This is a genomic window from Rhizobium sp. Leaf453 (assembly GCF_001425605.1).
Lineage (GTDB): Bacteria > Pseudomonadota > Alphaproteobacteria > Rhizobiales > Rhizobiaceae > Pararhizobium.
Genome location: NZ_LMRG01000001.1, coordinates 231,543 through 244,529, shown reverse-complemented (window position 1 = coordinate 244,529; position 12,987 = coordinate 231,543). Strand labels below are relative to the sequence as shown.

Annotated in this window: 9 protein-coding genes; 6 read left to right on the top strand and 3 right to left on the bottom strand. The window is 62.3% G+C overall.

Annotation, left to right across the window (positions count from 1 at the left end; genetic code table 11):
• Window positions 1-46 precede the first annotated feature (46 nt).
• Entirely contained in the window at window positions 47-1,039 is a 993-nt protein-coding gene (locus ASG68_RS01245; RefSeq protein ID WP_062575888.1) for a transporter, read from the bottom strand.
• Between the two features lie 200 nt (window positions 1,040-1,239).
• On the opposite strand from ASG68_RS01245, the gene ASG68_RS01240 reads away from it, so the two are divergent.
• From ASG68_RS01240 to mcpU, 4 genes are all read left to right on the top strand, one after another.
• Complete coding sequence (locus ASG68_RS01240; RefSeq protein WP_062575889.1) at window positions 1,240-3,021, top strand: acyl-CoA dehydrogenase; 1,782 nt, start codon at window positions 1,240-1,242, stop codon at window positions 3,019-3,021.
• Window positions 3,022-3,040: 19 nt separating this feature from the next.
• Window positions 3,041-3,793 carry a crotonase/enoyl-CoA hydratase family protein gene (locus tag ASG68_RS01235; protein ID WP_062575890.1) on the top strand — a complete coding sequence of 251 codons (753 nt, stop codon included), beginning with the start codon at window positions 3,041-3,043 and terminating at the stop codon, window positions 3,791-3,793.
• A 323-nt stretch (window positions 3,794-4,116) separates the two neighbouring features.
• Window positions 4,117-5,214: an alpha/beta hydrolase family esterase gene (locus tag ASG68_RS01230; RefSeq protein ID WP_062575891.1), complete on the top strand. Its 1,098-nt coding sequence runs from the start codon at window positions 4,117-4,119 to the stop codon at window positions 5,212-5,214.
• Window positions 5,215-5,516: 302 nt separating this feature from the next.
• The gene (mcpU, locus tag ASG68_RS01225) at window positions 5,517-7,598 is read left to right on the top strand and encodes a methyl-accepting chemotaxis protein McpU (protein WP_244484070.1); all 2,082 of its coding nucleotides are present in this window, start codon (window positions 5,517-5,519) and stop codon (window positions 7,596-7,598) included.
• An 87-nt stretch (window positions 7,599-7,685) separates the two neighbouring features.
• Here the strand turns inward: mcpU and ASG68_RS01220 are convergent, their stop codons facing one another.
• Both ASG68_RS01220 and ASG68_RS01215 read right to left on the bottom strand, forming a co-directional pair.
• Window positions 7,686-8,936 (bottom strand): class I SAM-dependent RNA methyltransferase, encoded by a 1,251-nt coding sequence (locus tag ASG68_RS01220; protein WP_062575893.1) that lies wholly within the window; start codon window positions 8,934-8,936, stop codon window positions 7,686-7,688.
• Window positions 8,933-9,736 carry a TlyA family RNA methyltransferase gene (locus ASG68_RS01215; protein WP_062575894.1) on the bottom strand — a complete coding sequence of 268 codons (804 nt, stop codon included), beginning with the start codon at window positions 9,734-9,736 and terminating at the stop codon, window positions 8,933-8,935. The genes ASG68_RS01220 and ASG68_RS01215 overlap by 4 nt, the downstream gene beginning before the upstream one ends.
• A gap of 217 nt (window positions 9,737-9,953) precedes the next feature.
• Here ASG68_RS01215 and ASG68_RS01210 point away from each other — a divergent pair, with 217 nt between their 5' ends.
• On the top strand, window positions 9,954-11,777 hold the full coding sequence (locus tag ASG68_RS01210; RefSeq protein ID WP_062575895.1) for a methyl-accepting chemotaxis protein: 1,824 nt from the start codon (window positions 9,954-9,956) through the stop codon (window positions 11,775-11,777).
• A gap of 144 nt (window positions 11,778-11,921) precedes the next feature.
• Window positions 11,922-12,923 (top strand): DUF4424 domain-containing protein, encoded by a 1,002-nt coding sequence (locus ASG68_RS01205; protein ID WP_062575896.1) that lies wholly within the window; start codon window positions 11,922-11,924, stop codon window positions 12,921-12,923.
• Window positions 12,924-12,987 lie beyond the last annotated feature (64 nt).

The following is a 12,987-nucleotide window of genomic DNA, read 5'->3' as shown; positions in this document are numbered from 1 at the left end:
GATCAGCATCCTTCCAAGGCCGGAGATTTCTCCGGCCTTTTGCCGTTCAGAGAATGCCGATCCGCTTCAGGATCATCCAGGCGGCCCACATCGAAAGCACGATGAACAGGCCGGCAACCAGCGTTCCATGGACGCCATCGGCAAAGGGCAGGCTGGATGTGTTCATGCCGAAAAAGCCGGTGACCAGCGTCGGCGGAAGAAGAAATGCCGTCATCAGCGACAGGATGTAGAGGTGGCGATTGGTTTCGGAGGTCAGCTTGCTGTCGATTTCCTCGTGCAGAAGCCGGGCGCGTTCCTGCAGGGCAAAGACATCCCGATCGACAGCCTCGAGCCGGTCCGACAGGCGTTCGGCAACATCGATAAAGCCGGCAGGTACCTCGTCTTCTTCCGATGTTCCGGCACGGCGCAGCAGTGCCAGCAGCGTGCGCAGGTGGCGATGCAGGCGCACGGCGGTTCGCCGGAGTGGCGCAAGCCGCGGCTGGCTGTTATGGCCCGCCTCGCCATAGACGTCGTCCTCGATGACGTTCAGTTCTTCCGTCAGTTCCAGCACCAGGCTGATCAGGGTGCGCTGGAACTCTACCACCATCATTTCGAACAGGTCGATCGGCCGGGCGCAGCGGGCATTCTTTTCGACGGCCGATTTTACCCGGTCGATGCTGCGCAGCGGGTGCAAGCGGGTGGTGATGATCAGCTTTTCGGTGACGGCGAAATGCAGCCAGCCGATCGTTTTCGTCTCCGCATCGAACGTCCGTTCGAAATCGACCAGCGTGCCGTAGACCATGTCGTCGGAGATCGTCACGGCTGCCTGGGTGTCATGGCTGGTGAGCGTCGAGAGGGCGCTTGGCGGCAGTGTGGTGATGCGCTCGATCAGGGCCGGGGTACGGGCGTCGCTAAGCGCCAGATGCACCCAGAGCCAACCATCGCCTTCGAGAAGCGCGTCGATCGAGGAATCTGTAGCGATGCGCGTGCAGCGGTTTTCACCGGGCAGGAAACGATAGGCCCAGACGATTCCGGGTATTTCAGTGGAGATCAAGTTCATGCGGCATGGTCCTGGGAGGAAGCCAATCCTCGCTTTATTCGGCTTTCATGACAGTTTTGTTACGGCTTGGGGTTTGCGGTCAAGAAGGTGCAATCGAATATTGACGTTTACGTAAAAATCAATAATTTCTCCGCAAACGGGAAAGCCGCCGCTGGACGATGAAAGCCGAAAGGTGTCTTGTGGGGCGGGGAGGAGACACGATGTACAAGGCACCGGTGGACGAGATTCTGTTCACGCTCAAGCATGTGGCAGGTCTGGGCGAGGATCTCGCAGATGGTATCTACGGCGATCTCGACGCGGATCTCGTCGATGCGATCGTCGGCGAAGCCGGCCGTTTTGCCACCGAGGAAATTGCGCCGCTTGCCGATATCGGCGACCGCCAGGGCTCGAAACTCGTCGATGGCAAGGTCGTGACACCCGATGGTTGGCGCGATCTCTATCGCAATTGGGCCGCCGGCGGCTGGAACAGCCTGACCGCGCCGGAAGAGTTCGGTGGCCAGGCGCTGCCGCACATGCTGCACATCGCCGCGATGGAGCTTTGGAATGCCGGCTCGATGGCGTTTGCGCTGGCGCCGATGCTGACCATGGGCGCCGTCGATGCCCTGGAGAAGCACGGTTCCGATGCGCTGAAAGCCGTGTTCCTTGCAAAGATGATTTCCGGCGAATGGACCGGAACGATGAACCTGACGGAGCCGCATGCGGGCTCCGATCTCGGTGTGCTGAAGACACGTGCCGAACGCCGCGATGATGGCACATACCGGATTTTCGGCCAGAAGATCTTCATCACCTTCGGCGAACACGACATGACCGACAATATCGTTCATCTGGTGCTTGCCCGGCTGTCCGGCGCGCCGGAGGGAACGCGCGGCATCTCGCTGTTCCTCGTGCCGAAATTCCTCGTCAACGAAGACGGCTCGCTCGGCGCCCGTAACGATCTGTTCTGCCATTCTATCGAGCACAAGCTCGGGATCCATGCCTCGCCGACCTGCACGATGGTCTATGGCGACGGCCGCTTCGGCGATGAAAAGGGGGCGGTCGGTTATCTCGTCGGCGAGGAAAACCGCGGCCTCAACTGCATGTTCACGATGATGAACAACGCCCGGCTTGCCGTCGGCACGCAGGGTGTCGCGATGGCGGAAGCCGCGACCCAGCACGCGCTGAACTATGCCCGCGAACGCACCCAGGGCAAGGCACCGGGCTGGAAGGGCACGGGCATGAGCCCGATCATCGAGCATCCCGATATCGCCCGCTCGCTTCTGACCATGAAGGCGGTAACGCAGGGTGCCCGCGCCATCACCTTCGCCTGCGCCCGCGCCGTTGATCGTGCCCATGTCTCGGAGGGAGACGATGCGCGCCACTGGCAGGAACGCTCCAGCCTGCTGACCCCGATCGCAAAATCCTTCGGCACCGATGTAGGCGTCGATGTGGCGTCGCTCGGCATCCAAATCCATGGCGGCATGGGTTTCATCGAGGAGACGGGTGCTGCCCGCTATCTCCGCGACGCCCGCATCGCGCCGATCTACGAGGGTACCAACGGCATTCAGGCGATCGACCTGGTGACCCGCAAGCTGCCTCTCTCCGACGGCGCCCATGTGCGCGGCTTTATCGACGAGTTGAAGGCTGTGGCGGCCGAGGTCGCCGCTTCGAACCTCGCCGATTTCGGCGAGACCGGAGCACGGCTGGACGACTCACTCGCCGACCTCTCGGCCGCGACCGACTGGCTTTTGGCGCGCCTTGCGGAAGGAAAATCGGCCGAGGCACTGGCCGGCGCAACGGCCTATCAGCGGCTGTTCGGTCTGGCGCTCACCGGCGTCTATCTCGCCAAGGGCGGGCTGGCAGAGGCGGGAGATGGCGGACGCGATGCCCGCATTGCGCTGTGCCGCTTTGCCGCCGAGAATCTCTTGTCCGAAACCGCGACGCTAAAAGACCGCATCGTCAACGGCGCGGCAAGCCTTGCCGCAGCCCGCATCGCTCTTGCCTGACCTGCCCAAGGAGAAAACCATGACCGACGACGTTCTGATCGAGCGGCCGCAAGCCCATCCCGGCGTTCAGGTGATCCGCTTCAATCGCCCCGCCAAGAAGAATGCCATCACCCGGGCGATGTACGCCAAGATGGCCAATGCGATAAATGTCGCCGCGACCGATGATGCCGTCCGCGTCACGGCGTTTCTCGGCACGGACGGCTGCTTTTCTGCCGGCAACGACATGGCTGATTTCATGGCCTTTGCCATGGGCGGCACTATGGGGCAGGAGGTCATCGACTTCCTGCGGGCGCTGGCCGGCGCCGCCAAGCCCGTCGTCTCCGGCGTTGACGGCCTGGCGATCGGCATCGGCACCACCATCCATCTCCACTGCGACCTGACGATCGCTTCGGCTCGCTCCGTCTTCAAGACGCCGTTCGTCGATCTGGCACTGGTGCCGGAGGCGGCCTCCAGCCTGCTCGTGCCGCGTCTCGCCGGCCACCAGCGCGCCTTCGCTCTTCTGGCAGCAGGGGAACCCTTCACCGCCGAGGAAGCGCGGGATGCCGGCCTGATCTGGAAGATCGCGGATGCCGCTGTTATCGAGCAAGATGTGTTGGCAGTTGCCGCCAGCCTCGCGAAGAAGCCACCGGAAGCCCTGCGGATTGCCCGCAACCTAATCCGCGGCGACCGCTCAGACGTTTTGGGGCGCATCGACGAGGAGGCCAACCACTTTGCGGCTCGGCTGAAGAGCGCCGAGGCGCGGGCAGCGTTTGAGGCGTTCATGCGGCGGTAGCCGGATGCTGAGTTTGCCGCAACACCCCCCTCTGTCGGCGACGCCGACATCTCTCCCTCAAGGGGGAGATGAGCCGCAGACCCTGTGCCTTCCTCACGCGGACGAAGTAAGGGAAACGGATGATCTCCCCCCTTGAGGGGGAGATGTGACGAAGTGACAGAGGGGGTGAGCTGCGTACTCCGAAGGAGCCGCCACGTACTTATTTACCTGACCCACTGAAACCCCTTTTAACCTTGCCGCCCGCCCAACGCGCCCCATATTGAACCCTATGCGTGGAGGACTGCCGGCTTCGGGGAGGAAGCCGGGAAAGCGAAGGGGCCTTCATGCGGTCGCGGTTCAAATTCTCGTTTTCCGACATGCTCAAGCGGCAGAGGCGCTGGGAGAAGACCCTGACGAAAGCCGTCAAAGTGACGCGCAAGGCGGTGGCTGCGGCATCCGCGATATCCCCGTCTCCAACCGCGACCAGGGCAAAAGTCACCCACAAGGCAAAGACAACCGGCCGGTTGGAAGAGGTGCCGAAATTCGGCACCAATCCCGGGCGCTTGCGCATGCTGCGCTATGTGCCGCCAGACCTGCCGAAGAAGGCGCCACTGGTCGTCGTGTTGCATGGCTGCCAGCAGACGGCGGAGGGTTATGATCACGGCAGCGGCTGGTCGACGCTGGCGCGTGAGCGCGGCTTTGCCGTCGTCTATGCCGAGCAGACCCGGTCCAACAATGCCAGCCTCTGCTTCAACTGGTTCCGACCCAGCAATGTCACACGCGATCGGGGCGAGGTCATGTCGATCCGCCAGATGGTCGCGAAGATGGTGTCTGCCCACCGGATCGACCGCAAGCGGGTGTTTGTCACTGGCCTGTCGGCCGGCGGCGCCATGACGGCGGCGATGCTGGCGACCTATCCCGATGTCTTCCGTGGCGGCGGCATCATTGCCGGTCTGCCCTATGGCGCCGCGCGGGATGCCCATCGAGCGCTTGCCGCGATGAAGAGCGCGCCGGATCATTCGGCGAAAGAGTGGGGAGACCTGGTCCGTCGCGCGTCCACCGTCGAGCGCGATTTCCCGGCCGTCTCGATCTGGCACGGAACGCGGGACCACACGGTCTCGCTCACCAATGCCAATGCCCTGCTGCAGCAATGGCTGGATGTGCACGGGCTGGACAGCGCCGCCTTTACCCAGAGTGAGGTCGATGGACACATCCGCAGAGTCTGGAAGGATACGTCGGGGAAGGTGCGGGTGGAATTCTACCTGATCGAGGGCATGGGGCATGGCACGCCGCTGAAGCCGAGGCCGGCATCGCGGCCGCGGGCCGACACGCCCGGCCCCTTCATGCTCGATGCCGGCATCTCCTCGTCGATGCATCTGGCGACGGCTTGGGGCCTGAAGAAGCCGAGACTACTCTCGGCGTTGAAAGCGGCTGCGGAATAGACCGGAATCGTTCCTAAAAGCCTGAAAGACCGGTCTTTTCAGGCCATGCAATTTTAACCCGGCCTTAAGTACGCGCCGATATGGTTTGGCCATTCGCAGGCTGGAATATCTGCCTTCCTGCAACGCCGCATGATGCGGGCTGTTTCCGCCCGCAGTGGCATGTCCCCCATTCCCGCATTGAGAAAACAGGTCCGCACTGATCGTGTCGGCCGTCAGTTTTGCATGCGGATCAGATCGACTTTCGCCCGGTGGAGGAGCCGGGTCCAATAGGGAAGCCTGACTTGTCCAAAAGATCGAATCTCATGACGCGCATCCTTGCCGCCGCGTCTCTTGTCGTCGTTGCCGCTTTCGCCGGCTTCTCCGTCTATATCGATACGCTGCAGCATGACGTGACAACCAAGGCCGTCGAGGAGAACATCTCGTCCTCCGGCAAGCAGGCCGCCCAGAGCGTTGCCAACTGGCTGAACGGCCGCGTCACCCTGACCGCCATGGCTGCCAACGCCGCCGGCAATGCCGCCGATCAGGCCGGTCTCGAAGGTGCGTTGAAGAACGACATTCTGGTCAAGGAATTCATGACCACCTATGTCGGCGATGAGACCGGCAAGTTTACCATGTGGCCGGCCTCGCCGATGCCAGATGGTTACGATCCGCGCCAGCGCCCGTGGTACCAGGATGCCGTCAAGGCCGACGGCAACGTGCTGACCGAGCCCTATATCGACGCCTCCACCAACGACCTGATCATCAGTGCCGCCGTACCGGTGAAGAAGGACGGCAAGCTGTTCGGCGTCGCCGGTAGCGACTTTTCGCTGAAGACGCTGGTCGAGATGATCAAGGCCGTTGATGTCGGCGGCGAAGGTTTCGCCTTCCTCGTCAACAAGTCCGGCCAGATCCTCGTTCATCCCGATGCCAAGCTGGTGACCAAGACGCTCGCTGACGCTTTCCCGGCCGCAACGCCGACGATCGGCTCGTCGATCATGGAAACCGAACTGGACGGCAAGCCGATGCTCGTCAGCTTCGTGCCCGTTGCCGGCCTTCCGTCGGTCGAATGGTATGTCGGTTTCGCTGTCGATGCCGATGTCGCCTACGCTGCCATCGGCCAGTTCCGGATCGCCGCCACCATCGCCACGCTTCTCGGCGTCGGCCTGATGATCGTCTTTCTGGCGACCCTGCTCAGCCGCCTTGTGGTTCGTCCGGTGACCGATATGACGGCGGCGATGGAAAAGCTTGCCGCCGGCGACCTGAAGGCTGAAATCCCCGGCCAGGAACGCCGCGACCAGATCGGATCGATGGCCGCCGCCGTCGCCGTGTTCCGTACCAACGCGATCGAACGCGTTCGTCTGGAAGGCGAGGCCGAGTCCGGCCGTTCGCTGTCGGAGCAGGAGCGCCGCGAGCGCGAAGCCCTGAAGGCACGCGAAACTGCCGATATCCAGCAGGCCGTCGAGGCACTGGCAACCGGTCTTGGCCGTCTGGCCGATGGCGATCTCGGCTACCGGATCAACATTCCCTTCGTTGCGCATCTCGACCGTCTGCGCGCCGACTTCAACAACTCCGTCACCAAGCTGCACCATGCACTTCAAGCCGTCGGCACCAATGCCCGCGCCATCGATGCCGGCGCCAGCGAAATCCGCCATGCGGCCGACGATCTCGCTCGCCGCACCGAACAGCAGGCGGCGTCCGTTGAGGAAACCGCAGCGGCGCTCGAGGAAATCACCACCACGGTCAAGGACAGCGCCCGCCGTGCCGAGGAAGTCGGCCAGCTGGTCGCCCGCACCCGCGCCGGTGCCGAGAAGTCCGGTGAAGTGGTTCGCAACGCCGTCAACGCCATGCAGGGCATCGAGAAGTCGTCGGATGAAATCTCGAACATCATCGGCGTCATTGACGACATCGCCTTCCAGACCAACCTCTTGGCGCTGAATGCCGGTGTCGAGGCCGCGCGTGCCGGTGACGCCGGCAAGGGTTTTGCCGTCGTCGCCCAGGAAGTGCGCGAACTCGCCCAGCGCTCGGCAAACGCCGCCAAGGAGATCAAGGCGCTGATCTCGAAGTCCTCGGGCCAGGTCAAGACCGGCGTCGATCTGGTCGGTGAAACCGGCCAGTCGCTGCAGGTCATCGTTTCGGAAGTGCAGGAGATCAACAAGCATATCAGCGCGATCGTCACCGCCACCCGCGAACAGTCGACCGGCCTGCAGGAGATCAACACCGCCGTCAATACAATGGATCAGGGCACCCAGCAGAACGCCGCCATGGTCGAGGAACAGACGGCGGCCAGCCATGGTCTCGCTTCGGAAGCGGCAGCGCTGAACGACCTGCTCTCGCAGTTCAATCTTGGTGACAGCCAGGCTGCTTCGGCATCGAGACAGCCGTCCTACGGCCGCCGCGCCGCCTGATCGATGGCATCAAAAAACAGCAAAGGCCCGGATGAAAATCCGGGCCTTTCGTTTTCAATAGGTTGGTATTTCGGACCGAGCGCGACGCTACTTCTCCAGCGTCGCCACGACTTCCACATGGCTGGACCACAAGAACTGGTCGATCGGCGTCACCGAGGTGATGCGGTAGCCGGCGTCGACAAGGATACGCAGGTCACGCACAAGCGTCACCGGATTGCAGGAGACCGCGACGATCTTCTTCACGCCGGAGCGTGCCATTTCCTTGGTCTGGGCTTCTGCGCCGGCGCGTGGCGGATCGAAGACGATGGCGTCATAGGCCTTGAGTTCGGATGTCATCATCGGCCGACGGAACAGGTCGCGTTTCTCCACCGTCACCGGCTTCAGCCCTTGCGTGTTGCGGGCGGCAAGATCGAGCGCCTTCAGCGCCTTGTCCTCGCCCTCGACCGCATGCACCTTCGCCTTGCGGGCGATGCGCAGGGAAAAGGTGCCCGAACCGGCAAACAGGTCGATGACGCGCTTGGCCTTGCCCAGATGGGCGAGCACCAGTTCCGCCATCGCCTCTTCGGCCGGTTTCGTCGCCTGGGTGAAACTGCCAGGCGGTGGCGAGACGGGAACACCGCCGAAGTCGATGACTGGCTTCACCGGTTCGACCAGGATTTCACCGTTCAGGCTGAGGCGAGTGATGCCCTTGAGACCCAGCACGGTATCGATTGCCGTGCGCCGCTGCTTGTCTTCCATCGCCTTGATGCCTTCGAAGGAAAGATCGAGGCCTGACAGGGTTTCCAGCACCGTGATGCGGAAGGGTTCGGCACTGACGGCTATTGCCTTGGCCATGGTCCGGATGACTGCAAGCCGCGACACGATGCCGGGGCTTGCGATGGGACATTCGGAGATGGAAACAATGTGATGGCTCTCCGCCTGATTATAGCCGAGCAGAATGTCCTTTTCGGTGCGGCGTGCGGTAAAGACGGTGCGGCGGCGTTCGCCGGGATGGGCTAGCACTAGAGGCGCGACATCGGCTTGCAGGGCCTTGGATTTCAGCGCATCCAGCACCAGCTGACGCTTGAAATCCTGATAAAGGCTGTCGCTGGCATGCTGCAATGTGCAGCCACCGCAGGTGCCGTTTTCACCGTCCGGCCCGAAGTGGCGACACTTCGGTTCCACGCGCTCGGGCGAAAGCTCCGACATCGACATGACGGTGCCCTTGTCGCGATTGACCGCGAGTGCCGCCGTTTCGCCGGGCAGCGTGAAGGAGACGTAGACAGGACCGAACGGTCCGCGCGCGATCCCGTCGCCGGACTGGCCAAGTCGCTCGATGGTGAGCGTTTCCATGCTCATTCTTCGTCGTCCCCGGTCTCGTCCTCGTTCGCCTCGTCGTCATCGATCGGCTTGCGGCCGGCGAGCAGATATTCCTCGTTGCCGTCGCCGCCGGAAATCGGCGAGGGGATGAGGCCGAGGCTTTCCCAACCCATGTCCTCGACAAGCCAGCGCTCAAGCTCCGCAGCCACTGCCGGCGCCGTCTCCGGCTCCTTCAGCAGACCCGCCTTGCTGATCGCCTCGCGGCCGGCCTCGAACTGCGGTTTGACGAGCAGGATGCAATGGGCGCCGGGCTCAGCCAGATCCAGTGCCGGCGGCAAAGCCAGCTTCAGCGAGATGAACGAGACATCGGAGACGACGAAGCCGATCTCCCGGCCGTCGAGATGGTCTTCGTCCAGCACGCGAGCATTGAGGCCCTCGATATTGGTGACGCGCGGATCCGCCTCGAGGCGGGGGTGGAACTGGCCATGGCCGACGTCGATCGAGATAACATGTGCCGCATCGTTGTGCAGCAGCACCTCGGTGAAGCCGCCGGTCGATGCACCGATATCGAGACAGTCCAAGCCCGCAGGCGACAGCCCGAAATGCTCAAGCCCCGCTTTCAGCTTCAGCGCCGCGCGCGACACATAAGGCTGGACAGGATCGTCGATCTCGATGGTGACATCCTCGGGAAAGGTCGAGCTCGCCTTGGTGACGACGCGGCCATTGACGGTGACGGTGCCGCGCTGGATCGCGTCGCGCGCGCGTGAACGGCTGGCGACAAGCCCCATGTTCAGCAGCAGCTGATCGAGGCGGACGGTGGTTTTCGGTTCGTTTGACATGGGTTCTCATGGCGCGTCGGCCTCGGTATGGCAAGGGTTTTGCCGATTTTCCGCCAAATAAAGCGACGGACCGTGCGTTCTTTTCCGGGCATGAGGCACAAGGCCCGGGTCGTGTCTATCAGTTCTCACTCATGTGTTTTAGCGACGTCTTTATTAATAGAGTGGTAAGTATGTTCAGCAATTGTGGAGGACGTTGTTTCTCAGGGGTAGGGTGCACATGACGACAATTCGCAACAAGATGGTTCTTGCCAGTATCGCCATGTTCGTTCTGGCAGGTGGCGCGGCAGGCGCCGGCCTTTGGGGAACGGGAGCGCTGACCAAGAATGTCGCCGATGTGACCGTGGCATCCGACATCCTGCGAAACCACATGCAGGCCGACATGATGCACGACGCGCTGCGGGCCGATGTTCTGTCCGCCCTGATGGCGCAGAACCCGGCGTCGAACATTGCCATCGCCGATGTCAAGAACGACGTGGCTGAACATATCGCCAATTTCAGGGAATCGGTCGCGGCGAACAAGGCATTGGCGACGGAACCTGTCGTTCGAGATGTCCTTGGGGCGCTCGATGCGCCATTGGCGAGCTATATCGACAGCGCCAATACACTTGTCGAGCAGTCGTCGGCGGATCCTGCGAAGGCAATTGCCGCATTCTCCGCTTTTCAGACACAGTTTTCGACGCTTGAAACCGCAATGGAAAAAGCCGGAGACAGTATTCAGACCTGGTCCAACGACGTGACGCATCGGAGCGATGGCCTGTCCGCCTTCATCGACATCATGATGGAATGCATTCTCGCCGCCACGACGCTGTTCGCGTTGCTGCAATTCCATATCAGCCGAAAGACGATTATCAAGCCGATCAAGAGCCTGTCGAGCGACATGCAGCAGCTCGCGGCCGGGCAAACCGACATCGCGCTGCAGGGCAGGGAGCGGAAGGACGAGATCGGCGAAATGGTCGGCTCCGTCGAGGTGTTCCGCCAGTCCGCCATCGCCCGGATGCAACTCGAAGCCGATGCCATCACCGAGCGGGAGCGGGCCGAAGCCAATCGCGGCCGCATCACCCGGGAAGCGGAAGAGGCGGCGCGGGCGACATTGCAGCAGGCGACCTCCAGCCTCGCCGGCGGTTTGCGCCGGCTGGCTGCGGGCGATCTCAGCTTCCAGCTTTCGGAGCCCTTCGCGCCGGATTTCGAAGCGCTGCGCCATGACCTGAACTCTGCGGTCCAGCAGTTGGAGCGAACGCTGTCTTCCGTTTCCAATGCGGCCGGCTCGATCGACACGGGCACGCGTGAGATCAGCCATAGCGCCGATGACCTTTCCAAACGCACCGAACAGCAGGCCGCTTCACTCGAGGAAACCGCAGCGGCGCTCGACGAGATCACTGCCAACGTCTCCAATGCGTCCAAGCGGGCCGACGAGGCACGAAGCGTCGCTATCCGCGCCAATACGAGTGCGGCCCAATCCGGTTCGGTCGTCGCCAACGCTGTCGATGCCATGCAGCGGATCGAGGAATCCTCCGGCCAGATTTCCAGCATCATCGGCGTGATCGACGAGATCGCCTTCCAGACCAACCTTCTGGCGCTGAACGCTGGCGTCGAGGCTGCCCGCGCCGGTGAAGCCGGCAAAGGCTTTGCGGTCGTTGCACAGGAGGTTCGCGAACTGGCCCAGCGCTCGGCCCAAGCTGCCAAGGAGATCAAGGAACTGATCCGAAATTCCAGCGTCGAGGTTGAAAACGGCGTCAAGCTGGTGCGTGAAACCGGCGATGCGTTGAAGACGATCGAGCAGTATGTCGTGACGATCAATCACCACATGGATGCGATCGCGACCTCCTCGCGCGAACAGTCCGTCGGCCTTGCAGAAGTGAATACTGCAGTCAACCAGATGGATCAGGTGACACAGCGCAATGCCGCGATGGTCGAGGAAACCAATGCCGCCAGCGCGACCCTGGTCAACGAGGCCAGCCGCCTGCGCGATCTCATTTCCCAGTTCGTGCTCGATGGCGCCGCCGGATCGGCAAACGCACGCTCCACTCGCCGCGCGGCTTGAAACGTCTCGCCGGACTTGGCAAGCCCGCGGCTCCACCCGCGGGCTTTCCCATAGACGGTCCATTTTCGGTTTAATCCCGGCTTGTGCCTTGGCGGCAGCCTCCTTGTCGTGCCAGATGCGCATGATGTTCCGGAGGAGAACCCGATGCGCCTGCGATCCTGCCTTCTTGCCATCGCCCTGCTGCCGGGGACGGCCCTTTCCAATGACACGATGGCGGACCTGAAAACCGGCGGCCTGACCTATGTGCAGACGCTGGACATCGAGATGGTCAAGGAAGACCTGTTCATTTCGCGTGACGAGGTTCGCGTCGACTACATCTTCCGCAATTCGACCGACAAGCCTGTCTCCGGGATCGTCGCCTTTCCGATGCCAGATATCACCGGCGGCATGAATGCGAACATCGCCGCGAACGACTTGCAGGCCGATAATTTTCTGGATTTCTCTGTCACCCAGGACGGCAAGCCGATTGAGGTTCAGCTGCAGCAAAGGGCGATCGCCAATGCTCTCGACGTGACGGATGATCTGGAGGAACAGGAGGTACCGCTTCTGCCCTTCGCCGACACCGCGATTGAAGCGCTCGGTGAACTGGATCAGGAGGTTGCCGAGGACTTTCGTCAGCGCGGCGTTCTTTCCATCGACAGCTATGACGATGGCCAGGGCATGCAGGAGCACCGCACGCCGCTCTGGACCCTGCGCTCGGCCTACTGGTGGAAGGCGACGTTTCCGCCGGGGCAGGATATTCATGTCTCGCACCGCTACAAGCCGAGCGTGGGCGGAACGGTGGCCGTGACCATGCTGGATGAAGGAAAGCCGCAGGGCGAGCGTTTCGAGGAATACAAGGCACGCTATTGCATCGACGATGCCTTCGTGAAAGCCGCGCAGAAGCTGCCGCCGCCGGGCGATGACGGCCTCTCGCTCTACACCGAGGCCTGGATCTCCTACATCCTGACGACCGGCAACAATTGGGGCGGCCCGATCCGGTCCTTCACTCTGACCGTCGACAAGGGCGACCCGCGCAACCTCATCAGTTTCTGCGGCACCGGCGTGAAGAAGATCGGCCCGACGACCTTCCAGATGAAGGCGGAGGACTTCTCGCCGCAGAAGGATCTGGAAATCCTCATCCTGCAGCATCGGACGGACGAATGATCGCGTAACCCGTTCTGTCGCATAAAATGACGGATCGCTCAAATTGCGCCGATCATTTCAGCCG